The sequence below is a fragment of the Anatilimnocola aquadivae genome (assembly GCF_049819085.1).
GTDB lineage: Bacteria > Planctomycetota > Planctomycetia > Pirellulales > Pirellulaceae > Anatilimnocola.
The window spans coordinates 3,365,177-3,388,729 of the sequence record NZ_CP187419.1 but is presented as its reverse complement, the minus strand read 5'-3'; the positions used below and the strand labels follow the sequence as shown (position 1 = coordinate 3,388,729).

18 protein-coding genes and 1 other RNA gene are annotated in these 23,553 nt (G+C 57.2%); 8 read left to right on the top strand and 11 right to left on the bottom strand.

Translation table 11 applies throughout. The annotated features are described in order from the left end of the window. Nucleotides 1-10 precede the first annotated feature (10 nt). A complete protein-coding gene (locus NA78x_RS13730) occupies nt 11-742 on the top strand; it encodes a superoxide dismutase (protein WP_425619018.1) in 732 nt (243 codons plus the stop codon). Nucleotides 743-1,132: 390 nt separating this feature from the next. On the opposite strand, the gene NA78x_RS13725 is transcribed toward NA78x_RS13730, so the two are convergent. From NA78x_RS13725 to NA78x_RS13715, 3 genes are all read right to left on the bottom strand, one after another. Continuing rightward, entirely contained in the window at nt 1,133-1,591 is a 459-nt protein-coding gene (locus tag NA78x_RS13725; RefSeq protein WP_425619017.1) for a transposase, read from the bottom strand. Nucleotides 1,592-1,807: 216 nt separating this feature from the next. Further along, nucleotides 1,808-9,280 (bottom strand): SdrD B-like domain-containing protein, encoded by a 7,473-nt coding sequence (locus NA78x_RS13720; protein WP_425619016.1) that lies wholly within the window; start codon nt 9,278-9,280, stop codon nt 1,808-1,810. Nucleotides 9,281-9,993: 713 nt separating this feature from the next. After that, entirely contained in the window at nt 9,994-12,135 is a 2,142-nt protein-coding gene (locus NA78x_RS13715; RefSeq protein ID WP_425619015.1) for a terminase gpA endonuclease subunit, read from the bottom strand. A gap of 183 nt (nt 12,136-12,318) precedes the next feature. Here NA78x_RS13715 and NA78x_RS13710 point away from each other — a divergent pair, with 183 nt between their 5' ends. The 4 genes from NA78x_RS13710 (at nt 12,319) to NA78x_RS13695 (ending at nt 13,599) form a co-directional block, all read left to right on the top strand. Then, nucleotides 12,319-12,561: a hypothetical protein gene (locus tag NA78x_RS13710; RefSeq protein WP_425619014.1), complete on the top strand. Its 243-nt coding sequence runs from the start codon at nt 12,319-12,321 to the stop codon at nt 12,559-12,561. Beyond that, an RNA gene (locus NA78x_RS13705) (hammerhead ribozyme type II) lies at nt 12,561-12,628 on the top strand. The genes NA78x_RS13710 and NA78x_RS13705 overlap by 1 nt, the downstream gene beginning before the upstream one ends. A 23-nt stretch (nt 12,629-12,651) precedes the next feature. Beyond that, the gene (locus NA78x_RS13700; RefSeq protein ID WP_425619013.1) at nt 12,652-13,158 is read left to right on the top strand and encodes an HTH domain-containing protein; all 507 of its coding nucleotides are present in this window, start codon (nt 12,652-12,654) and stop codon (nt 13,156-13,158) included. Between the two features lie 219 nt (nt 13,159-13,377). After that, the gene (locus NA78x_RS13695) at nt 13,378-13,599 is read left to right on the top strand and encodes a hypothetical protein (RefSeq protein WP_425619012.1); all 222 of its coding nucleotides are present in this window, start codon (nt 13,378-13,380) and stop codon (nt 13,597-13,599) included. A gap of 203 nt (nt 13,600-13,802) precedes the next feature. Here the strand turns inward: NA78x_RS13695 and NA78x_RS13690 are convergent, their stop codons facing one another. The 8 genes from NA78x_RS13690 to lexA all read right to left on the bottom strand — a co-directional run bounded on the left by NA78x_RS13690 (nt 13,803) and on the right by lexA (nt 20,596). Then, nucleotides 13,803-14,213, bottom strand: coding sequence for a hypothetical protein (locus NA78x_RS13690; protein ID WP_425619011.1), 411 nt, complete (start codon nt 14,211-14,213; stop codon nt 13,803-13,805). After that, a complete protein-coding gene (locus tag NA78x_RS13685; RefSeq protein ID WP_425619010.1) occupies nt 14,200-14,409 on the bottom strand; it encodes a hypothetical protein in 210 nt (69 codons plus the stop codon). Before NA78x_RS13685 ends, NA78x_RS13690 begins: the two co-directional genes overlap by 14 nt. A 549-nt stretch (nt 14,410-14,958) precedes the next feature. Next, nucleotides 14,959-16,506, bottom strand: coding sequence for a DnaB-like helicase N-terminal domain-containing protein (locus NA78x_RS13680; protein WP_425619009.1), 1,548 nt, complete (start codon nt 16,504-16,506; stop codon nt 14,959-14,961). Nucleotides 16,507-16,653: 147 nt separating this feature from the next. After that, on the bottom strand, nt 16,654-16,950 hold the full coding sequence (locus NA78x_RS13675; protein ID WP_425619008.1) for a hypothetical protein: 297 nt from the start codon (nt 16,948-16,950) through the stop codon (nt 16,654-16,656). 76 nt (nt 16,951-17,026) lie between these two features. Then, nucleotides 17,027-17,644: a sigma-70 family RNA polymerase sigma factor gene (locus tag NA78x_RS13670; protein WP_425619007.1), complete on the bottom strand. Its 618-nt coding sequence runs from the start codon at nt 17,642-17,644 to the stop codon at nt 17,027-17,029. A gap of 184 nt (nt 17,645-17,828) precedes the next feature. Further along, the gene (locus NA78x_RS13665) at nt 17,829-18,782 is read right to left on the bottom strand and encodes a hypothetical protein (RefSeq protein WP_425619006.1); all 954 of its coding nucleotides are present in this window, start codon (nt 18,780-18,782) and stop codon (nt 17,829-17,831) included. Then, a complete protein-coding gene (locus NA78x_RS13660; protein WP_145092048.1) occupies nt 18,715-19,938 on the bottom strand; it encodes a hypothetical protein in 1,224 nt (407 codons plus the stop codon). Before NA78x_RS13660 ends, NA78x_RS13665 begins: the two co-directional genes overlap by 68 nt. A gap of 1 nt (nt 19,939) precedes the next feature. Beyond that, entirely contained in the window at nt 19,940-20,596 is a 657-nt protein-coding gene (gene lexA / locus NA78x_RS13655; RefSeq protein WP_425619005.1) for a transcriptional repressor LexA, read from the bottom strand. Nucleotides 20,597-21,091: 495 nt separating this feature from the next. Between lexA and NA78x_RS13650 the strand changes: the two genes are divergently transcribed. From NA78x_RS13650 to NA78x_RS13640, 3 genes are read left to right on the top strand one after another with little or no spacing between them, the layout of a single operon-like run. Next, on the top strand, nt 21,092-21,586 hold the full coding sequence (locus tag NA78x_RS13650) for a DUF2924 domain-containing protein (RefSeq protein WP_425619004.1): 495 nt from the start codon (nt 21,092-21,094) through the stop codon (nt 21,584-21,586). Continuing rightward, nucleotides 21,583-23,139 carry a recombinase family protein gene (locus NA78x_RS13645; RefSeq protein ID WP_425619003.1) on the top strand — a complete coding sequence of 519 codons (1,557 nt, stop codon included), beginning with the start codon at nt 21,583-21,585 and terminating at the stop codon, nt 23,137-23,139. The genes NA78x_RS13650 and NA78x_RS13645 overlap by 4 nt, the downstream gene beginning before the upstream one ends. Continuing rightward, nucleotides 23,136-23,513, top strand: a complete 378-nt coding sequence (locus NA78x_RS13640; protein WP_425619002.1) for a hypothetical protein — start codon at nt 23,136-23,138, stop codon at nt 23,511-23,513. The genes NA78x_RS13645 and NA78x_RS13640 overlap by 4 nt, the downstream gene beginning before the upstream one ends. The last annotated feature ends 40 nt before the right edge of the window (nt 23,514-23,553 follow it).

Below are 23,553 nucleotides of genomic sequence, written 5' to 3'. Positions count from 1 at the left end.
GAGCCTTGTTATGTCCATGCCTAAATCCCTCTCGCGCCGCGAGATACTGCAAACTGCCACCCTGCTCGGTGTCAGCGCTGCCGCTGTGTCGTCAAACGCTCGGGCCGCCGAGCCGGGCGGAGGTGGCATCACATTCGCCAAGGATTCTGGCTTGGTGACTGGCAAGATGAAGGCGCTCAAGTATGACGCGATACCAGGCTTGCTCACCAAAGAGCAGGTGACGCCGCACTACCAGGCACATTACGGCGGCGCGCTCAAGCGCTTCACGACCATCGAGCAACAACTCGACGGCCTCTACGCCGGCAAAGAACCGCTCGGCGGCGACGCCCTGACGTTCATCCACAAAGACAAGGTCAACCGGATGAACAGCGTGCTGCTGCACGAACTCTACTTTGACGGACTTACACCCAGGCCAGGTGATCCCACCGAAGACATCCGCACTGCGCTGGCCAAGCGATTTGGCTCCCTTGATCGCTGGATCGAGGATTTTAAGATCTGCTGCATGGCCGCCAACGGCTGGGGAATGCTTGTTCGAGACATCGTCAACGGCCGGTTGTACAACGTCTCCAGCGACCTGCACGAAGTCGGCGTCGTCTGGCTGGGCCAACCGCTGATCGTCTGCGATGTGTACGAACACGCGTTCTACGTCGACTACACGAACCGCAAACAGGAATACGTCAACAAGTTCGTGCAGTTCATCGACTGGAGTGAGGTCAGCTCCCGCTCGCAATGCCTTTCCTAGAGGACGGCGAATGAAAGTGATTCGCCAGGCGAAGCCGAGTGCAAGCATCTACCAACGATTCCGTCGCTCGGCTGGTGAATCATAGTAGGCAGCAGGTGTGTAAGGTTCGACCGGTGCCGGTGGAGTTGCGACTGGCGCAAGTACCGAAATCCGACGCATCGAGCGAGCACAGATCGCCTGATACGTCGCATCGAAGTAGTGATTCGGCTTCGGTGACTTCCACCAGCCAGTCCGAGCGCTGCCGAAACCAGGCTTGTGTCGCGTCTCCCAAGTTTCGGACAGCAGATGCTTCGAATAGTTGAGATGTCCGGTAACGTTGCGGCGGCCGTCGAACCGCGCTGGGTTGAATGGGGTCAGTGCACGCGTTTGCCAGCTTCTAGTAGTAAGCCTTCATGCACCTTCAGACTGTCGAGATCGACCCCCAGCGGCAAGCCGTTGCCCTCGACGAGCAGCATTAGCCTGGTTCGCTCGCCGCGTCTGGTTGGGCCGACGAGATCGCCCTCTTTTTTGCCGAGACAAACGTGCCATCGGCAAACCTTCTTCCCACTCAATGTCGCCACGTTGATCAAGCGCGAGCACGAGTCTGCGCCATGCCGCTTCGTATATTCCGTCGACCGACCAGGCCGCAAAGCGTCGCCGGCATGTCGCGTACGACGGGAAGCAAGACGGCAAATCTTTCCAGCGTGAACCGCTCTTCAAAATCCACAGAATGCTTTCGAGGCAATGCCGAGCAGCGGCCCGCGGCCGACGACCGCGTGGATCCGGATCTGGCTCGACAAACAAAACTGCAATCAACGCCCACTGCTCATCATTCAGCTGCGGTCGATACCCTAACTCCGTCGGTTCCATCTTGGATCCCGCCAATTCGCGAGCGCTTTAGCACATTGACGAACTCCTTTCGTCAATCGTACGATCACTTACACTCAACGGTTCAGCTAGCGTGACGCGGTTTTTGCGACCGGCTCCAGGAGAAACCGCAGTATTCATAGAGAGGGTTCAGCTTGAGGGGGCACAGTCGCGTGTTGTCATTCAGCATCAGGGATGAACAGCCACGGGGGCAACAGCTCATTCGTTAAGAATTGCATCTAAGTCCAGAATGTCTTCAGCTGACTGAGCGCCTGTAAGCTTGTCGCGTTCTAACCCGTCGTTGCCGTCGAGTTGGGCAAAAAACCAATCGAGACCGCCAGAGCCCGTGAGCATGTCGCGAGCATCGTCATCACTGACGGTATTCAGATTCACGAGATGGCCCAAAGCAGCAATACGTTGTTGATAGGAGTTCGACGAAGTCCACGACGACATGATTGAGCCCAGGTCTTGCTCGCTCGTTTGAACAAGATAACCAGCGATCAAGATATCGTCACCGGCGCTTCCCACGAGGCGATCTTCGCCGCGACCACCCACCAACAAGTCCGAACCGCTTCCCGCAACCAAATGATCGTCACCATCTCCGCCCAGCAAAACATCATTGCCGGCGCCGCCCAGCAGATCATCGTTACCTGCGCCGCCATCGAGCCAAGCTGGCAGTGAGCCTATGTACGTCAGGAAATCATTACCTTCCTGCCCATAAACAACGACTCGACTTGTGGGGTGGTACGGCCCCAGGAATGCACCGTTGACAAACACTTCTACCTGGCCGCCAAACCACGGCCCAACAATCACAGTATCCGATCCCGTGCTTCCACCGACCACCAACATGGTTTGGCCCGGATTCAGTGGATCTGGCTGCAACTGTGCCACAACGACTTGAACCTCGAATGTTGTCGTCGTCAGGCCGTCATCATCGTCACGCACCGAAAGCGTAACGGTGTACACCCCAGTAGCAGCATAGGTATGGCTCGCAGAGAGGTTACCGGGTGCCGCCGCGCTGAAGGGGATCACCGTACCATCACCAAAATCCCAGGAAACTTCATGGGAGTCGAGTGAGCCGGGGTCTGTGAATGCACTACTGAAGACGATGTTCTGCCCGCGAACGCTGGAACTTGGTCCCGCGACCGGCGCGACCTGAGGTGCAACGTTCTGGACGACAAGCTCACTTGATGCGACGGCTTGGCCCAGGTCATCGTCGACAATGGTAACAACAATTTGGTAGCTACTGCCTGCTGCGGGGTCGTCCAAATACCGATGGGTGAGCGTGAACTCGCGAGTTGCCGCGGTTAGCTCAAGCTGTTGAACGAAACCATCTCCCCAATCGACGTTGACCTCGTAAGTATCAAGCAAACCTGCATCGGCGAAGGTAACACTCAGCGACGCCTCTTCGTTCTCGTTCACGCTGGTCGGAGTGGTCAACACCAACTGCGCAGGCGCGGCGTTCTGCACGAGAACGGTATCCTGCACCTCAGCCTGGCTTGCTTCCGAATCACGGACCCGCACCGTCACTTGATAGGGATCCGCAGAGGTTTGCGTCGGATTATCGTCCGCATACACGTAGCTGGCCTGGAACGATTTCACTCCAGGTTCAAGAGAAATGGTCTGCACGAATCCATCGCCCCAAGCGATCTCAACGGTATGACCTTCGAACGATCCGGGATCGACGAATGTACCTGCCAGATCCACTGTGCTCCCTTCGACGATCGAGTCAGGGAGTTCGAGTTGCAAATTCGAGGGCGCGACATTCCGGTTGCCAAAGTCGTACCCAAGGTAGTTCGTTCGCGCAGGCAGGAAAACATCGTGGCCGCCATTGGCGAACTCAACGAACTCGAGCGATTCCAGCGAAATGCCTCGCGACAGCACAAGATGGGGGCTCCATTGGCCGGTGATTGGATCGAGGCGGATGAAGGTGTTAGGTCCTGAAGGCAGAATCAGATTCCCTGCATTGTCCGTGGCGAGTCCAAACCCAGATACGGGTGGCGCAACAACCGAGAGTAACTCACCCTCGCCCGTTTCGGGATCAAAAGCGTACAGCTCGCGCACGTCGGAATTGTCGAAAGCGATTATCTTCTGACTGACGGGATCGAACGTCAGGCCGCTGGTATACCTCACTCCGGTGATGGGCTGACCGATGATCACAGCTTCGCCGGTGTTACGATCGTAGCGAGCGAGGGCAATCTCTTCGAGGTTACGACCGGGATGAGCCAGGCCGTAGATGGTGTCGGTGGCTGCATCGTAGGCGAGGCCCCAAGCAACCAGCTTTTGCGCGGAACCGACGACGGTCGCCTGGCCAGTCGCCGGATTAACTTTATAGAGTACGTTGTTGGTGCCGCTGAGGGCAAAGATCTCGTCCGAGTTCGTACGTACCAACCCATTGAACGCAAATGGATTGCCGAATACGGGTACTTTGGTGGCCACTTCGCCCGTCTCCGGGTCAATCGTCACCAGCGAATTCGTGTTCCTGTCGTAGCCAATAAAGTAATCTTCGAACTCGACGAGGGGAGACGCTGCGTATCCTTCCGGTACGACTTCTCGCACGACATATCGTCCGGGCAAGAGATTCGTGAAAGCATACGTGCCATCGACAGCAGTTAGCGTGGACGGTTCGTTGGCGGAGAGTTGCTCATCGCCGTTCAGATCGAGGTAGATGGCTACGCCCGGCAAGGCTTGCTCTCCAGATTGGCGAACCCCGTCACTGTTGAGGTCATGGAACTTCGTTCCGCTGAGGCTGCTCACGACCGAGCGGTTGCCAAAGTGAAGATCGGACCGGTTGCCTGCGGCGGGCAGAAAGACTTGGTGAGCGAACGCTTCGAGATCGACAAGCTCCAGCGCTTCGATACCCAGGAACTGCGACGTGCTCAACAGCGTAAACACTTCGCCGGTATTCGGATTGATTCGCTGGAGGTTGGCCCCAGCCATTATCAACAGATTGCCTTTCCCGTCGCTGGCCAATCCGCCTGCCGAAAAGAACGGCCCTGGGCGAACTTCGCGTGCGCCCCCCGTTGAAGGATTGAAGGCGACAAAACGTCCGAAGGAGTTATCGAGCGCCCAGACTTCTCCGCTCACCGGTTCAAATGTCAGGCCGCCGATTCCGAAGTAGTTCCCCGCTACAGTTGTAGCGCTGACGTTGGTTGCCACCCCGGTCGCAGGATCGATGGTCACAAGACTAATTTGACCGCTGCCTCGATCCGCCACTCCATACAGCCGATTTGTGCCCGGATCATACGCCAGCCCACGCGCCATTGGAGGAATGCTGGCGAGGCCGATTCTCGTCCCTGCCCCAGTGATGGGATCGACACTGTAGAGGGCATTATCCGTTCCAAGTCCGTACACCTGCCCCGTGGCTGTGCGGACAATTCCCTGGAGAATCGTGTTTCCGTAAACGGCACTCAGTTGCGTGACGAGTCCGGTAACCGCATCGATCTTCACGACGCGGCGAGCATTCCCATCCATGGCATACAGAAAGTCACGTTGCAGACCAGGCGAGGTTTGCTCATAGCCAGTGAGCACGATTTCGCGTACGACGTATGTTCCAGGCAGCAGATCGGGAAAGGCATAGTTGCCACTGGCGTCGGTGGTAGTTTGCAATTCACCGTCGTCGAGTAGGCCATTATTATTGGCGTCCAGATAGACCACGACGTTTGCCATCGCCGGTTCACCGGGGTCACGAACCGCGTTGCCGTCGAGGTCTTCAAACTTTTGACCGCTCAGGCTCCCAAGAACCGTCTGATTGCCAAAATCAACTCCCGTAATTTGTTGGGCTGGACGGACGAACACCTCCTGCGCAAAGTTGGCAAAGTCGATCAGTTCCAAGGAGTCCAAGTTAACGGGTGATGACATTGCGAGGAAGGTTGACGTGGCACCCGTGACCGGATGGTAGCGAACGAGCAAATTGCTGCTCGGCTGCACAATCACTTGACCGGTTCCATCGGCAGCCATGGCGTTGGTGCCGAACGATCGCGTGGATTGCAGGGTGAAGACGCCGGTGGCGGGGTCGATCGAAAAGAATCGTCCGGTATTGCGATCGTGAAGGAGTACCTTACGCGTTACAGGATCAAAGGCCATCCCCGTCGTACTGCCGATGTTGCCGGTGGGCTGCGAGCCGATAAAGGTTGCCGCCCCGGTTACTCGATCGATGGTGATCAGCTGCAGATTTCCCGACGGTGTTCCCGGTGGAGTTGCGGCACCGTAAATAGTGTCGGTCGTTTTATCGTAGGCGAGTGACCAAGCCAGCGTCACGCCAGTCGAGGCAATGCGGGTCGCTAATCCAGTCGTCGTGTTGATTTGGTACAAGCTATTGTCAGTTCCACTGATTCCAAACAACGTTCCATCGTTGGTTTGAACCAGTCCGTGCATGTTGTTATTTGTGCCAATTGAACGGAAGCCGCCGATTGGCGTCACCAGTCCGGTGACCGCATCGATTTTGGTAATGCGACCGTTCTGCCAATCAAAGCCCCAAAAGTAGTCTCGTCGTTCGCCGGGAGACGTTTGTTGATAGTTCGTGGGCAGCACTTCCCGCACCACGTAGTAGCCTGGATTAACTTGTTCAAAGGTGTACGCGCCTTCGGCATCCGTCGTCAACTGCGGCTCGCCCGCATCCAGATCACCATCGCGGTTGATATCCAGATACACCACGACGTTGGCCATTGCTGGTTCCCCCGCGTCGCGGGCGCCATCGCCGTCGAGATCTTCCCATTTCGTGCCGCTAATGCTGCCCAGCACATTTTGGTTGCCAAAGTCGATGCCCGAGATGCTTTGAGCAGGACCCACATAGAGCCGGTGCGCATCGTCGTAGCGATTGACGAACTCGAGCGCTTCAATACTGACGTTACCCAGCGGTGGTGTCAGCGGTGTCACCTGCCGGGTGGTCAAGTTCATCTTCACCAGACCGGTACTGGTCGTTAGCACGACATTCCCTGCGCCATCGTCGGCCATTCCACCAGCGTTTATTGCACTCGCAGAGTTCCCCAGCCGAGTTCCAACACCTGTCGTGGGATGGAAGGAATAGACCTCATCGTCGGCATTGTCAAACGCGATCAGCCGACGCTGCACGGTATCAAAGGCTAGGCCTGATGTTCCCGTGAGCCCTGTTGTCACCTGGGTACCGACGAACTCCGCTCCACCCGATTGTCGATTAAAGATCACGGGCTGGACGGTGCCAGTTGCAAATCCCGGCGGAATGGCCAAACCATAGAGCGTGTCGGTCAACGAGTCGTAAGCCAGACCCCAAGCGAGAACGAGACCGGTTCCACGAATCTGTGTCGCCAGGCCCGTGGTCGTGTCAATCCGATACAAACTGTTGGTCTGACCACTCATCCCGTACAGTTCGCCATTGTTCGTGTATGCCAGTCCGTGAATGTTGACATTGCCGCCGATGGAACCTGGATTCCCTATGGGGGTTACCGAACCGGTGATGGCGTCGATCCGGGCGATCCGTCGATTAATCGCATCGTACGACCAAAAGTAATCTCTCTGAATCCCAGGAGATGTTTGGCGATAGTTGACGGGCAATACTTCGCGTACGGTGTATGCCCCGGGCATCAGACCCGTGAACGAATAGCTGCCATCGGTGCCTGTCGCGGTTTGCGGTTCACCAGCATTGAGCACTCCATTATTGTTCGTATCGAGATAGACCACCACACTGGCGAAGGCTGGTTCACCGGTATCACGCACTCCGTCGCCATCGAGGTCTTCCCACTTGCTGCCAGCTACCGTCGACAGGATCGACTGGTTACCGAAGTCGATTCCGCTCACGACTGCGCCTGATCCCACTTGGACTCGATGCCCAAATTCTTCAAAGTCGACAAGTTCCAGTGATTCCAGACTGGCAAACCGTGACAGCGGAAGATGGGGGGCCGTTTGACCAGTGGCGAGATTCATCCGTCCGAGGAAGCTGCCCGTCTGAAAGACGACATTACCCGCGCCATCCTGCGATAATCCACCCGTCGCGAGTGCAGGCCGCGCGAATGACAGCCGGGTACCTTGGCCTGTCTGAATGTTAAAGGCATAGACTTCGTCGTCGGCATTGTCGAAGGCAATGACGCGCCGCGTGACAGCGTCAAAAGTGATTCCGCTGGTAGCCGTGAGTCCAGTCGTAGGCTGTGAGCCAACCACGCTGATCCCACCAGTTGCCCGATTCACTTGCACCAGCCGCACGGTGCCCGTGGGTTGACCGGCAAGCGTTGCCAGGCCGTAAAGCACATCTTCCTGGGCGTCGTAAGCCAGGCCGAATGCGAGCTGCGCACCCGCAGGCCCAACCAGCGAAGTTGTGCCGGTGGCTAGATTCACTTTGTACAAACTGTTGTTGAAGCCGTTGACCCCGTAGATTTCACCTGCATTCGTTTGCACAATGCCGTGCAGGGGGATGCCACTCGTCGACAAAAGATTCGCTACGTCCCCCGTGACTGCATCAATCCTGACGAGTGCGCCCTGCGAACCATCCCAGCCGTAGTAAAAATCGCGGTTGGCACCGGGTGAGGTTTGACGAAATCCGGCTGATATTACTTCGCGCACCACATAGCGGCCTGGCTGCACATTCTCAAATCGATAGTTGCCGCTGGCGTCAGTGGTGGTCTGGAGCTCCAGTCCATTCAGTTGGCCATCGCGATTCGCGTCGATATAGACGACTACGTTTGACAACGCAGGCTCGCCAGCGTCACGCAACCCGTTACCGTTGCTATCGTCCCACTTGCTACCTCGAATCTCACCCGGTAACTGTGGTTCCGTTGTGCCGGCAAAACCGGAGTACTCCAGGATCGTCGTCGAATTGCCCGTATACAGACTGCGACCACTACCGCTGGACGCTGGTCCAAAAGCCAAATCGCGGGTGTTACTGCTTTCCAGGCCCGTGGCAAACGTGTCGACGATACCTGTAGCCAGCGAAATGCGATTGATGTTTCCATTTACGCGGACATAGATGTATTGGCCCAGTGGATCGATGGCAAAATTACCATTGCCACTTTGGTGGTTAGAAATCTGCGTGATCGTCGCGGGACCGCCAACCACTTCGTCGACACGAAAAAAACCTTCTCCCTGACGCGCGAAGTAGAGCTTGCCATCGGCGGGATTAAGTTCCAGGCCGTAACTGTTCGGAGGCAGATTGGTGGCAACGGTGGTCACGCCGCCGGTTATCAAGCTGAACCGGTACAACGAATTTGCGCTGCCAGCACCATCCGTGAAGTAAACAGCATTGGGAGTAGCAACCACTTCGACGCCAGCTTCGTAACCCGCGCCCGATATCGATTGCAAAACCGTCGTTTGACCTGTCGTGGCGTCGATTCTGATCAGTTGACCGATGCCACCATCGGAGATCACGGTGAATATCGATCCGTCGTGGTACTGAATATCGGTTGCGACGTATGGGAAAACTGCCGAACCGGTTGGGGGGGTGAAGTCGCCGGTAACGGTCGAGAGTGTCCTTGAGAGATCCGGGGCTACTTTACGCAACACACCGTTAGTATTGAAATCTTCCGCATAAAACAAGGCACCAGCGATTGGGTCGAGGGTGATCGCAGCTGCCGGAACCGGCAAGCCGGCCTTGTAGACCGACTCGGTGAAGCCGGGTTGAACGACGGCCATGAGCCGGCGGTCTTCGAGTTGCTCAAATGGCGAGACGATTGGCCGACGGCTGTATTGAGAATGTCGACGACGTTGCTTTTTGGTGATGCGCATGATGATCTCTGGGAGAGGGAGAAAGAATCACGACGGTTCAGCACGCAAGGCCACTGGTTGAGCTGTGGTAACGGCGCTGCCAGACATTGTCCGAGTTTTGCTCGAACCAAGTTCTGATGACTACTGAGTTGGCGATGAGACATCGCGCATAGCGACACAGGCGAGCCATAAGGAGTGGCCCAGAAAGGGAGAGGATATGAAGGAGAGATTCAAATTCACGAGCAGCGCGTGTAAAGTCACGCTGCCCACTGCTCTACGTGCCCCGCCTCTGTTCCTGTGGGGTAGCACTTTACTGGCTCGCGGTAAAATCACGCATCGCCCGCGAAGCCAATCTCAGCGCGAGAAGGTTTATCGCATACTCTTCCCAAATGTCAAGCAATTCCTTGTTGTCAATCTCCCAAATCTTCGATTTGAATAATGCATCATTGGGGTACTTCGTCGTCGGTGAACATGCTGACAGAACAACTGCCGCTTCAAGCGACGGTATTCCATAGGTTTAGAGCATCGATCCCGCCGCATCGCCGAAGCAATTAGCCGAGCGAATATGTCGGTGGTGAACGCATGGTCTGAGATTCGCATACTCGATGTTGACTCGCTCCGAGCACAATTGTTACCAGAGAGTCTTGTCAACCATTCATTTGTCTGGGACAGTTTGTAACTCACCTCGATCCGACAAGTCGAGGCGCTCGACTTCATGTTTACCAAGTGAGCTTTTACCAACGATTCCGTCGCTCAGCTGGCGGATCATAGTAGGCAGCAGGTGTGTAAGGCTCGACAGGTGCCGATGGAGTCGCAACTGGCGCAAGTACCGAAATCCTTCGCATCGAGCGAGCACAAATCGCCTGATACGTCGCGTCGAAGTAGTGGTTCGGCTTCGGTGACTTCCACCAGCCGGTTCGAGCGCCACCGAAGCCCGGCTTGTGCCGCGTCTCCCACGTCTCGGACAGCAGATGCTTCGAATAGTTGAGATGTCCGGTTACGTTGCGGCGGCCGTCGACCCGCGCTGGGTTGAATAAGGTCAACGCACCTGGTTGACCGGCTTCTAACAGCAGGCCTTCATGCACCTTCAGCTTCCAGTGATCGGCGTTTGTCATCACGAGCGGAATTCCGCCCCGGAAGACCACGTGCCAATTGTCGCCAATCAGAATGTGCGGCGAATCGAGTGGCCGCCGGTAGTTCGGCTCGCCCTTCGAGGGAATGAACGAATGGAACCCGACCTGCGCACAAAAATGCTGAACCGGTTGAATGTTCCACGATTCTTCCTTCCAGCCTTGGTCGATCAGCGTGAGATCAGCGATTAGCTTCTCGCCGGTCGGGATGGTGTAAGGGATCTCTTCCTGGGCGGCGTGCCAGGCGAAGAGGCCTTCCAAGATCAGCAGTTCGCAGTCCGCCGCTTTCCGGCCCTCGGTGAGGAACGGAAAGAAGTCGTAGTCGATGATCGAGCCGGCACCGTGCTCATTCCAGGCGATCGCGACCCAGTGCAGACCCAGCTTTTGCACGTCGCCGCCCACGGTAATGCAGATGGTTTCATCCGGGGCTTCGCGCTTTTCCAGACCACCCAGGCAATTGTTCTGGATATGGTAAGGGGTGAGCACGATCCTCTGCGTCGACTCGTCTGCCGGTGGATCGTTGTCGTACTCGGTCGCCACCGCGTCAGCGCCCAAGCGTGCGACTTCCGAATAGTAGAACTCGAGCGCCGAGGCCTCCGCCGGAGTGTGACGATGGGGATTCGCCACGCTGGCGCCGGCATCCATCAACTCACGGTTCGCCAGGTACATTTCATGGGCCTTGTTCGTGCCGTTCACCCAGTCGGCCTGCTTAAGGGCAACAAACTCCTGCCAGAGATCAGCTCGGTCGGGTTTCTTCACGAGGAAGCGGAACCGTTTCGGCTTCCAGCTAGGCTTTTGATCGGGATCGGTGTACTTGTAGGACACGCACGTGCGATTCTGAATAGTCGTCAGCATGACCCGCGCGAGTCGTCGCTGCTGGGAACCGAGGCCGGCGATCGCTCGATCGATGCGATCTTCAAGCTTGGCAGCCTGCTCGGGGCTCCGAGCAGTCTCTTCGGTGTCCGGATCGTCAATGCAAGCAACGTCGACGCGGCGGCCCTTCTTCTTCACACCGCGGATGGCAGCATCGAGACCCCGCGTGGCAATGATCGCTCCGGCCGAGGGCGAACCGGGCACTTTCGGCAGGTAGATTTCCTGGCCACACCAGGAGAAGCGGCTGGAGGTCGGTAGGTACTGCTCGCCATCGTCAGGGCGGTTGCCGGTGACCAGCTGAAAGTGCGCACGCTGAGGAGTGTTTTCCAGGGCGCGGACCGGCACACAGACTTCCGGATAATCGGCACACAGCCGATCGTTGTTCTCGATCTCCAGCTTGATCGATTCCAGCGAATCCTGGGCGGCGCTACCGGTAGCCGCGAATAGCACGGCGAAGCGAATCAATCCCTGCAGGGTGTACTTGAGCAGCATCCGTTCGAAGTACGTGGTTTTTCCTTCGCCACGGCTGGCTGCGATCGACTGATCACCGCCGTGCAGAATGGCGTTGCGAATCGCTGCGATCATTTCCTTCTGCTGATCGGTGAAGTCATACCAGAAGGGGTTCTCCGAGCCACTCTCGATTGCAAAGTACCAGCGCAACCAGGCTTCATCGTCGGCCTCGAGACACGTGCGTCGCTCCAGATCGGCACAAGAAGGAACGACGACGGTTTTGCTGGAGGCGCTCCGTTCGCGCTTACGGCGAATATCGCGGTCACGTTCCGCGACGTTGCCCACGCCCGGGACCGATTCCACCTGCTGCAGCAGGTGCCGCAGCTTCTTGGCCTTGTTGCGTAGTTCGGGAATCTTCTCCACAGCTAGTTCATCCGTTGTTGGGGCGTGCGAATCGGCACGATTTCGGTCGACCTAAATCTCGGCGCGTGAAAACCTGCTGAATTCCGGCTGAGATTCGGCCTGCCTGGCTTGAGCTGTTGGCCGGCGCATGGCTGATGTGTGTCTGTCGAATGACAACTTCCCAACCACAACAGGAAACGAACGATGAGCGCAGACCGAATGAGCGGCGCGGTGGATCAAGCCGCCTTTGAGAAGGTGATTCGCGACAACCTTTCGCCAGAAGGAGTCGCAGCCCTGGTGATGGCCCTGCAGCCCGTGGGTTCCTTTCCCGCCAGCACACCGGAAGGCGAGCAGGCTTTGCAGCAGGTGCTGTGGTTTCGCCACACGCTGCTCGACATGATCGGAGTCGAGACTTTCAACCGGCAGATGGATGAGCTGGGGTTCTAAGCCGAAACGCAGGTTCCGCCTGCGTCGCTCGGCGGTGGTTCGCCGGGCCTGAGGATGGCAGCCAATCCATTGCGAACCCGGAGAACGATCATGTCCAAGAAGACCAGCACGAAGAAACCTGCCTCGAAGACCGCCAAGGCTAAACCCGCGAAGAAGGCGAAGACCCAAGCAGCATTGGCAAAGCCCGATGCGCCCCAGCCCATTCCCGAAGCACTCGAGACGAAGCCCGCCGGTACCTGCCCGAAGGGTGGCGATCACGAATGGACCGACGAAGGCGTCGAACGGTTCTGCGCGAAGTGCAAAGAACCCGAGGTGGCGAAAGGCAAACGGACGAAGAAGGCCAAGGCCACCAAGGCAACAACCGACAAGAAGATGTCGGCCCTCGATGCCGCCGCCAAGCTGCTCGGCGAGATCAAGGAACCGATGAATACGAAGACGATGATCGAAACCATCGCAGCCAAGGGCTACTGGTCGAGCCCTGGCGGCAAGACGCCGCACGCCACGCTCTACAGCGCGATCCTGCGGGAGATCAACACCAAGGGCCACGAAGCCCGGTTCAAGAAGACGGACCGGGGGAACTTCGCCTTCAACGGGTAGCACACCCCGGCAGTTTTGGCCCCACGACGCCCCACGTTCGCCACGCTGGGGCGTTTTGCGTTTCTTGGCCCAAGAGGCGGACCTGAGGCGAGCTTCGTCACGTCGGACGACTGGTTGGGCCGGCGAAAACCTGCTGGATTCTGGGGGCCGGCTATTGAAGTTCGCAGAGATTGCTGGCTTATGTGTGTTATCGCAACCGCCTACGCCCGGAGCTTCACGATGACCACTTTCTACGTCGCCACCCGCGCTCAATATGTCTTGGTCGAAGCAGCCAATGAAACTGAAGCAAGCAAGCTTGGGAAAGCTGCCCTGCAGGCGATGTACGCGGCACGCTTGGGCAAACAGGTGACGATCAGGATCTGCACCATCCGGCCCGCGACCGCCGACGAGATTCAGCTGCAGCGCTGGCACAACCAGATGGTTGCGGCGGAAGGCGAGTAACCTCGCCTCAGTGCTGCTGCATCCATCCCGGTTCCTCCAAGGCTCGCACGAGAGCGTGGTCCGCACGCGCGTGGTGCGCTTTTCGCTAATCCGATTTCGGATATTCACAGGGAAACGCTCGCGGTAAGAGCTGCGGCGTGGCCAGTTTCACGAAGAAGCGCACGCGCAGCTGTAGCTGTTGACGTGCGCCAGAAAACCCGGCGCTAGAGAAACGGAGACTGGTCTCCGTGTGTGATGAATCCTAGGCGAAGAGCATCAAAAATGTCAAGCGACTGAATGTGCCGTCGCATCGCTTTGAAGCGGGCAATTACTGGCCGAAGGTCGCCACGCGTTTTCGGCTGAGGAACGATTAACACCGACTCGTACTCCGGCCACGGGCTCTCGAATATCCAGCCGTCATCGGTACGAACGAGCACTGCGCCATACTGCGGGTCCTCATTGTCCAACGAGACAATCACACCGTTGGTGATGTGTACCAAATGCCCTTCCGACCGTAGCCAGGAATCGTCAAGCGGCATATCGTCGTCTGGCCGTTGGATTGTGAACGGCACATGGAGTCGCGCCAGGAAGCCAGTTTGGTTCGGTTGGTGAGCGACTTGATCATTCGGAGCCATCGCGCGTGCCCTCGCTCGTACTACCCGAATTGGGAGGGGAGGGAAATGTGACTTGCCCATCGACGACACGCCAGCACCAACGGCGTTTTTTTCGATCCCGAAAGAAGACAACCGTCGCGCCATTGATGCCGACGGTCTCCTCGCGGAGGTGCCGGCTGAAAGGCGTGGGCTTCGGTTTCGGGGTATCTTCAGCCATGGTGTGCTTGCTTCGGTTTGTGACGCAAATGTCCGCGCAACCAACTTTGGGTTAACAAACGGAATGACATAAACTGCTGATGTCCTTGGCTTTATCGGGATCGCACGTGCGCCGCGCGGGAGTATGTCTATGGTGGCCGAGGTGGGGGTGGGAAACCTGACCGTGAAGTCGCCAGGAAGTACCTAAAGCCCCCGGGGGTAGGCGTGCCGGCCATCGACGCACCGTGTGGCCCACGTGCGGGCCCGTGCGCGAGCGGCGTGGTTGTTCCCGATCATTCGTGCGACGCCCGTAATGCGAACGTGGTCGACGTGTTGGCAAACCGGGGCAGCACGAATAACGATACGTTCTCTTCGAGGATCCGTTGTGCCTTGAGTATCCGGATCACTTTCGCTTGATCGCATGCTGTCCCGATCACTCCGCCGATCGTCATCACTCTGCCACACCACACCACTCCTCCGCCCCCTTCTTATAGAAGGGGGGCGGCGGCGGAGTGGCGGAGTGGCACTCGGCGAGTCGGCTGCTGAATGAATCGGCGGAGTGGCGGAGTGTTTAGTGTTGGAATACATATCGAAAACCTGGGTATTTCTGTTTGTTGGAAAGGGTAATCTCGCACTCCACCAGCTTGCCTTCACGCAGCATGATCCCGAGTGCATCGTCAAAGGCATTTCCCTTCATGCCCGCTCGATCTTGAATGCTGCTCTTCGACCCCGAGTTATTCGGCATGGTTCGCAGCGCGTTCGTGATCCCGTCCTTCGCTTTCTCGACCTTGCTGCGATGAGCCTCGCTTTGCTTTGCTTGTTTTGCTTCTTCCTGCTGCTGCTGAGCTGTCTGGCGTGCGTCGGATGGTGTGTTGACCGCCACATCCCAGCGCCGACCACCAGCGTCCTTTGGCGAGCCTTCATCGATGGTGACCGCCCAGAGCGATGAATGACCGGCACTTCCGCCAATGCTCATCCACAGTTCGTGATGGCCAGCCTGCTCGGGGTCATACTTCTGGCTGCGGCTGAATAGCACCCACTGTCGTGCAAACTCTTGAAAGCCTGCCCAGCTCAAATCCTCGAGCTCCGGAGGAGCGAACATGTCGCCGCCCTTGCCGGACGACTTCTTTTTTGTGTGGTGCGCCAAGATCAGCCCGGCACTTTCCTCACGGCAGATTTCGGCCAACGTGCGGAGAATGTTGCCATTCTTAAAGACGCTCGAGGCATCGTCACCGGACATGCAAAGGTAGGCCGGATCAATGGCGATTACCTCTGGCTTCCAGTCCCGAATAAATCTCCGCAAGGCTCGTTGGTGAGCCGGCTCTTCGATCCGCGGCAGGTCAGGTGAAATGATCAGATCGTCATTGAGGTCGACGCCCTTCGCTCGAGCGATGCGCTCGCAGGATTCTTTCACCGTCGCTTCGCCGGACTCGCCTGTCATGATCGCGACTCGGAAACGTCGATTGACGGCGAATTGTCCCAGGAAGGGGCTGCCCGTTGTGCCCGATATTCCGAAGTCCAATAGCGAGTTTGTCTTGAGGTTCTTCTTGCCGCCGCCAAAGATCAACGGTTGCCGTTCGACATAGACGTCTTGCACCAGGTAGGTTGTCGTGAAGGAGGCGGCGGCAAGCTGTGTCCCCGTCATCGCGCGGAATACGACTCCACGGTTGGAAGTCTCAGCATCAAGGCACGAGCGAAGCAATTGATCCGCCAGTGCAAGATCGATATGCTCTCCTGCCTCCAGCAGCTGTAGGGCCGCCGTTTGCAAGTCGCGCCGCCGCCGGTGGTCGCGAATGATCTCGGCGTAGTACATGCCGTTCGCGACGTTCGGCACGGAGTTGATAATCTTGCTGAGATAGGCACTGCCGCCAACTGCCTCGTAGTCACCAGCAACTTTAAGTCGGTCAACGAGTAACGTCGGATCGATCTTCGCGTTCGCATGCAGATTTCGAATGTGTTCGACTAACGTGACATGCGCGTCGTCGTAACAGTCATCCGAGCGGACGACCGCGAGCATATCGTCGATGAGCGACTGATAGGCGGGGTCGTAACCTGCCATCATCAACGTCCCGATATACCCCATCTCCGCCCGTCGGTCGAATGGCGGCTGCGCGGTCACTCCTTTCGCGTAGCCATCCGCAGGCAGCGGATTCGCCTGGCGTCGAGCTTTCGCAGTTTGAGAATTCACGATGGCCCCCAGAGGCTTGATAGATTACTTCCGCAGTTCATTCCGTCTGGGAAAGAATCGGTACAGGGCTCGACGACATCACGAAGGTTTCGAAGGTGCTAATGCGTCAGCGGTTGTCGCCCGCTCTACTTCGAACGAGTCATCTCCGCATTCGCGGCGAACAAAATTCACGAACAACCGGCAGAAGTCCCGGCCGACGTCGGTGCCTGCATCAATGATGCAAGTCCTTGATTCCAGATCGAAGAAATGTGCTGCATCGAGACGCGTCTGGGATTCGCCATGTAGCGCTTCGCAGCCCCAAATCGCCAGCAAGATAGCCGCCTCGATCTCCTCGGCGGGAACCGACTCGTTGAACCGATACCGATAAATATTCATGACCACAGTGAACTCCTTGAAACGAGCAGTAGATACCTATTAAAAACCCGGTTCGGGAACGAACTGACGAAACCAATTACAAATATTCCTTGAGACTGCGTTTTTCGAAGTGCTCCCGAAGTCTCGGTAACCACGAGTTGAGAGTGGTGCGCGGGATGCCCATTTCCCGGGCAATCTGCGCGATCGAGGTGCTCTCTAACCGCTTCAACAACTCGCGCTGCTTGTCGTCCGCGACAGCGGAGATACTGTCTGCTACGTCGATGAGCAGTTCCAAGAGTTCCTGCTCCGTGCGATTGCTCCGACCGCGACGGGATGGGATCTCTCGATGGATCAGCGTCGCCGATAGTTCGACGGCATCGTTGGGAGCTCCGATTCGCACGTAAATGGAACAGGTCCCTCGATCATCGCGCTTCGCCGCCTCACGGTCCCGGATCATATTGACGATGTGCCGTTTGACCGTGAGGGATACGAAGGCCTTCCACTTCGGATCATCGGGTTGAGCAGCAGGTAAGTGCTTGGCCAGCTTCAGATAGAGCCGCTGCTCGATGTCATCACGGTCTTGGTGTCGAAATCCGAATTTGCCGATGAGATTGCGCGCACACTTGCGCACGAATCCCTGAGTGAATGAATCCAGTTGATCTGCTGAGGTGCTTGATGGGCCTAGCGGCCCTTGTGACTTCTCCGAACGATCCATGTGCGCGACTCCGACGGGTGCTGAACCCGCTGTGCACGACTGGGCACAGCAACACCCGCCGGCCGAATTGCAGCCCGGCGCACGAAAAAACCTGTGGCTCAACGCAAGTCGTTGGGCCACAGGCTGTTGGCAGCATCAAATTGCAGATCGTCCGTTGCAGCAAATCAGTGCAACTGCAAAAACGCTAGGTCCTCACTTTCGAAATCGAGCCGGTCCACTTGATCAGACGAGGAAGATCGACGGCCAATTTCCAGAGGAGGCCGAGTTCCTTGGCAGAGTGATCTTGAAAGCAGCGAGTAACCGTGTCACTTCGTAAGCCAACCAACTCGCCGAGCTTCTTTTTGGACGGTCGCTTGAGCAGCTTCGACTTGCCCGTTAACTCCTTTTGGGCATACGCGTGATCGCGGGCAGAGCGCAGATGTTTGATCAGTTCGTTGCGAAGTAACTCAATGTGCGAGAGACGCAGCGCTCGCCTGGCGGAGACCTTGTCTGTCGTTTTACTCACCTTGGTGTTTGGCTCAAGCTCGGCAATTCGCGATTCGATAGCTTCGATATCGAGACTGATTCCGTCGCTGCCAAAACTGGATTCCAGCGCGAAGACCAGATTGGGCAGCTTCGCCTGCCAACGTAAGACGCTCGATTCCAGCGGAGCAAACAGGATCGACTTCGGGCGTGTTTTCAACGTGGTAACAACAGCATCCACCAGTGAGGGCTGATAGTTCCGAACGAACCAGACGTCGCGGCTGCGGCCCGCCAGGTTGGCCCGGCCCAAATGCCAAAGTTGCCGCGGCAGGTGCTCGCGAACCGACAGGTCGAGCGATTGAAAGATCGCGCCAATGAACTTGCGAGAGTCGATTTGCCAGCGTAAGAGGAGCGAATCGTCGATTTTCGACGGCCCGCAGTCACGGCAGTTGATGTAAGCGTGCGTCGTATCTTTCTGACCGGTGATGTAGATCAACCGCTGGCGTTCACCGCATTCCGTGCAAGTGAACGCTGCCGCGGGCGTCGTGGGAAGCAAGATCCCTTGCTTCTGCAGCGTCGTAACGAGCGCTGCGAGATCGCCGACGACCTCATGCGCACTTAGAACTGGGTGATTGATCTCCCAGGTCATCATCATCCTCATCAGCGTCTGCGACACGTTCGATTCCCCAGCGCTTCAGATACTTTTGGATGAGTTCGAGACGTTCAGGCCGAATGCCTCGTAGGCCAGCCGAGTGCGGATAGCTGATGTCAACGCTCACCTGACCCGGTTTACGGCCATCCTTGAATCGAAATTCAAAGCAAATGGTGACCATCGAAACGGCCCACCGCTCGAGCGGAATGTATTCCAGATTCAAGCAGTCATGGATGGCGCAGTGGATGCTGTCCTCGGAGTCCTGGTCGTTGATTTCGATCAAGGTCCGACGGCCATTCGGCGGTTCGAGCCGCATCTTGCGAATGTGGACACTCAGTAAGTCCGCAGCGTCTGTTTCGAGCAGGAACATCGGATCTTTGAGGTGGTCCAGTTCATAGGCCGGCTCGGGCTCATGCGGCGGGAGATTTACACCCAGAATGTTGCTGGCAAAGATCCATTCGAGCCGTTCTTTCTCTTTTTTCGGCAGTCTGGCGAACGTCTCGAGGGTGCCTTGCGAACGATTGTAGGCAAACACGACCAGGAACGTCTGACGAATGGGTTCGTCGGTGAGCTTGCCGTGTTGATCGTGAACGGTCACGTTCTTCACGAAATCATCGGGATGCACGAAGAAGTAATCGATGCAGTCGCGCGACATGACCTCGACGCTACAGTCTTTCCCCCGTCCCTGATCTTTGAACAGATGCGAGATGTCGTTGGCCAGGGCACGTTTCGCGCTGGGACTGGTATCCGGCTCCTCCTTGGGAAGATCATTTCGCTTACGCCACCAGGACAACTGTTCCACCTGGTTAATGATGAGCGCTTTCTCGAAGGTTGGCCGCTGGTGCAGCCAAACCCACATCACTCGGCCGGAGATGCTCAAGTCTTCCGGCACCAGGGCCGGCAAGTTGTACACGGCGCAATGCGGAGCCGCTTCCAAGATGGCACGGTAACCAGGCTCGTTGGCGAGCTCGAAGACATTGCGGAGCACACCCTCGATCGCGTTCCGCTCCTCGAGGGGCAAGCTGTCGAGATAGTTTTGAATGGGGTCGATTTCCTTATGCTTCAGCCACAACCAGGGAATCCTGCTGTCGCCGTGTCCCAATTCCTGGAAGCACTGTTGGAGCAATTCATTGGGTGTCGAACGAAGTACGGTCGGAACTGAAAACGGTCGCACAGTCATGTCATCCTTCCCTTTCTGCTGAGTGTCTAATACCAATCACCTTTCCTAGAATTCTGAGATCCGATTCTTCGGACACGAGAATCGGCTTGAACAGCTTGTTCTCTGGGCGCAGCTCAATCTGATCCCCTTGCATGAACAGCCGCTTCACCGTGGTCCCCTTACTGGTTGACGCCACAACGATTTCGCCGCTCTCGGCTACTGGCTGCTGCCTGACGATCACGATGTCGCCTTCCCGGATGCCGGCGTTGATCATGCTCTGGCCCTTCACCCGCAAGGCATAGTGCTTGCCACGACCAATGAGGCTGCTTTCCACCATGACCTCGCCGAGCCTGTTTTCGTCGGCCCACAGCTCTTGGCCGGCAGCCACCATCCCGAGCAGTTCAACCGAGACGAGCGAAGCGGGCTGCTGTTCGATCTCCCGCAGGACTTTGAGGCTGCGAGCTTGCTTCGGGATACGACTGACGTATCCCTTACGCTCGAGCTGCCGCACCAGCTGATGAGCGCTGGCGCCGCTGATCTTCAGCTTCTGACCGAGCTCCTGCATCGTCGGCGGAAACTCGTGCTGCGTGATGAAATCGCGGATCGCCTGCAGCGTTGTTCGCTGGGCGTCCGTGATCTTCTCCACGAAGGGCCGACCAGGTCGCTTACGTTTGGCCATGAGCAATTCCAATTAGCGCTAACGGACTAAGAATACCACTGACGGGATTTATATCGAGACTGACGGGTTAACGCAAGCAGATTTTTGCTAGCATTTTTAAGTGCCTTGCTGGCTTAGAGATACGTCATTTAGCCGCAGAATTCTCGTTGGACAAATTCGTCAGTTCAGCCGTCGACCGGGTTGTTAACAAGCATTCAAACGTCCGTGGAATTGCTTCGCGGGATCCCGAGAACTGCTTGTGAGAAAGCCCATGCGTAACGCCGCCAACTCCGACGATCTATCACCTGAAGAACGCCGGCACGAACTCGCTAACATCCTGGCGCGGGGCGTGTTACGGCTGGTTCAGCGTCAGCGTTCGGCAAGCGACGCCGGGGCACTGAAACCTACAAAAACTCTCCTCGATTCTCAGCCGGAGGCCTTGAGCTTCGGAAGGAAACCGTGCTCAGTGTCCACACGGGTTAACGGTCCCGAGAGTCACTCAACCTAGGAGTAGATATGCTGAACATTGACAAACAGGTCACCGCGATGCAGCGGATGACCGTCGACGAATTGCGGGGGAAGTTCGCCGAGGTTTTCGGCGAAGCGACCACCGGCCGCAACAAGGAATGGCTGATCAAGCGAATTGCCTGGCGAATGCAGGCGAACGCGGAGGGCGGATTGTCGGAACGAGCTCGCCGGCGGGCGATGGAGCTGGCCAACGATGCCGACCTCCGCGTCACCGCACCGCGTCCACGGCGATCCACCGACGGTGCCGACGAACGCACGAAGACTGTGCCAGCAAAGATCACCGCATCCACGCACTTGCTGCCGGGCACGAGGCTTAAGCGCGATTACAAGGGGCGGACCATTAGCGTGATCGTGCTCGACGACGGCTTCGAATGCGAAGGCGAGCGGTACAAGTCGCTGACCGCGGTGGCCAAAGCGATCACTGGCAAACACTGGAACGGATTTCATTTCTTCGGCCTGCGCGAGAAGGCAGGTGCGAAATGAAACGCCAACAAATCAAAACACCAGCGCCGAAGAGCGTTCGCTGCGCGATCTACACGCGGAAGTCGACCGAGGAAGGATTGCAGCAAGAGTTCAACTCGCTCGACGCGCAGCGCGAGGCCGGCGAAGCGTACATCAAGAGCCAGTTACACGAGGGCTGGGTTTGTTCGCCGACGCAGTACGACGACGGTGGCTTTACGGGCGCCAACATGGATCGCCCCGGCTTGCGTCAACTGATTGCCGATATCGAAGCGGGCAAGATCGACTGCGTGGTCGTCTACAAAGTTGATCGCTTGAGCCGCAGCCTCCTCGACTTCGGCAAGATCATCGAGGTCTTCGAACGGCACAAGGTTTCGTTTGTCAGCGTAACGCAGGCGTTCAACACGGCGACGTCGATGGGCCGGCTCATTCTGAACGTACTGCTTTCGTTCGCTCAGTTCGAACGGGAAATGATCAGCGAGCGAACGCGCGACAAGATCGCCGCGGCCCGGCGGAAGGGGAAGTGGTCCGGGGGCATGCCAGTTCTGGGCTACAACGTGGTCGACACGAAGCTCGTGGTCGATCCTGGGGAAGCCGGGATGGTTCGGCAGATCTTCCAAATGTACCTAGAACGCCAGTCCCTGCTCGCGGTTAGCGACGAATTGAACTTGCGAGGCTGGCGAACCAAGCGGTGGAATACGCGCAAAGGGTCGGTCCGGGGCGGTCGAACATTCGACAAGAGCTCGCTGCATCAGCTGCTCACGAATCCAACCTATATCGGCAAGGTCCGGTACAAGGAGGAAGTCCACGCGGGCGAACACCAGGCGATCGTGCCAGAGGACGAATTTAACCGCGTTCAATCGCTGCTCGAGCGAAATGGCCGCAGCGGTGGGCGCGGTGTTCGGAACAAGCATGGTGCGTTGCTACGCGGACTGCTCCAGTGCAAGCCTTGCAAGTGCGGGATGAGCCATTCGTACACGACACGCGGAAAACGAGAATATCGCTATTACATTTGCAACCGTGCTCAGAAGCGCGGCTGGCAAACGTGTCCCGCACCATCAATTCCCGCGGCTGAGATCGAGCGTTTCGTCATCACCGAAATGAAATCGCTTTGCCGTGATCCACAGCTTGTACGTGACTCGTTGCAACAAGCTTGCCGTCAGCGTGATTCGCAGGTTCACAATCTGCAAGCAGAGCGAGGGAATTTGTTTACTCGGCTGCGGAACGACCATTCTGAATTGGCACAAATGGCGACCAGCACCGAGATCGACGCCGCGAGACTTTCAACCACCCACGAACGCATCCAGAACGCTGAGCAGCGTATGTCTCTGATCAACTGTGAACTCGCGGCACTCGACAAAGAAGTTCTGAATGGCGATGACGTGCCAAGCGCGCTTGCCGAGTTTGAAGGAGTCTGGGAGTGCCTGGCGCCGCGCGAGCAAGCCCGCATGGTAGAGCTAATCGTCGAACGGGTGTCCTATGACGGACACGCCGGTAGCGTTGCCATCATCTTCCGCTCCAGCGGTTTGCAAGCGATTGGAAGTGAAGTTTCGAAACGAAAGGACGATGCAGCATGATGATCGAACGTAAGGTCCATTTTCAGCGGAAACAAAGCGCAAGCCAAGAATCAACATCTCATTTGGCATCGGGAGGCGGTCGTGTTCCACGTGTCTCGCGGCTAATGGCGCTCGCGATTCGACTTGAGCAATTGATTCGCGAAGGATTGATGACCGATCAAGCGGAATTGGCGCGGCTCGGCCATGTTACGCGCGCGCGGCTGACACAGATCATGAACCTGTTGACTCTCGCTCCGGATATTCAGGAACAGATTCTTTTAATTCAACAGACCGGGCCGGGGCGGGCCCCAGTTACTGAGAAGCAGTTGCGCCCAATCTACGCAACGTTCTGTTGGAAGAAACAGCGACAGATGTGGAACGTTTTAACAAAGTGATTTGGTGCAAAAACGACTTACGCTGTTCTTGTTTCGGCTT

Excerpts from the sequence above, each read along its gene's own strand:
- NA78x_RS13730 (WP_425619018.1), top strand. The coding sequence starts at position 11 with ATGTCCATGCCTAAATCCCTCTCGCGCCGCGAGATACTGCAAACTGCC.
- NA78x_RS13725 (WP_425619017.1), bottom strand. The coding sequence starts at position 1,591 with ATGGAACCGACGGAGTTAGGGTATCGACCGCAGCTGAATGATGAGCAG.
- NA78x_RS13720 (WP_425619016.1), bottom strand. The coding sequence starts at position 9,280 with ATGCGCATCACCAAAAAGCAACGTCGTCGACATTCTCAATACAGCCGT.
- NA78x_RS13710 (WP_425619014.1), top strand. The coding sequence starts at position 12,319 with ATGAGCGCAGACCGAATGAGCGGCGCGGTGGATCAAGCCGCCTTTGAG.
- NA78x_RS13700 (WP_425619013.1), top strand. The coding sequence starts at position 12,652 with ATGTCCAAGAAGACCAGCACGAAGAAACCTGCCTCGAAGACCGCCAAG.
- NA78x_RS13695 (WP_425619012.1), top strand. The coding sequence starts at position 13,378 with ATGACCACTTTCTACGTCGCCACCCGCGCTCAATATGTCTTGGTCGAA.
- NA78x_RS13690 (WP_425619011.1), bottom strand. The coding sequence starts at position 14,213 with ATGGCTCCGAATGATCAAGTCGCTCACCAACCGAACCAAACTGGCTTC.
- NA78x_RS13685 (WP_425619010.1), bottom strand. The coding sequence starts at position 14,409 with ATGGCTGAAGATACCCCGAAACCGAAGCCCACGCCTTTCAGCCGGCAC.
- NA78x_RS13675 (WP_425619008.1), bottom strand. The coding sequence starts at position 16,950 with ATGAATATTTATCGGTATCGGTTCAACGAGTCGGTTCCCGCCGAGGAG.
- NA78x_RS13670 (WP_425619007.1), bottom strand. The coding sequence starts at position 17,644 with ATGGATCGTTCGGAGAAGTCACAAGGGCCGCTAGGCCCATCAAGCACC.
- NA78x_RS13660 (WP_145092048.1), bottom strand. The coding sequence starts at position 19,938 with ATGACTGTGCGACCGTTTTCAGTTCCGACCGTACTTCGTTCGACACCC.
- lexA (WP_425619005.1), bottom strand. The coding sequence starts at position 20,596 with ATGGCCAAACGTAAGCGACCTGGTCGGCCCTTCGTGGAGAAGATCACG.
- NA78x_RS13650 (WP_425619004.1), top strand. The coding sequence starts at position 21,092 with ATGCTGAACATTGACAAACAGGTCACCGCGATGCAGCGGATGACCGTC.
- NA78x_RS13645 (WP_425619003.1), top strand. The coding sequence starts at position 21,583 with ATGAAACGCCAACAAATCAAAACACCAGCGCCGAAGAGCGTTCGCTGC.
- NA78x_RS13640 (WP_425619002.1), top strand. The coding sequence starts at position 23,136 with ATGATGATCGAACGTAAGGTCCATTTTCAGCGGAAACAAAGCGCAAGC.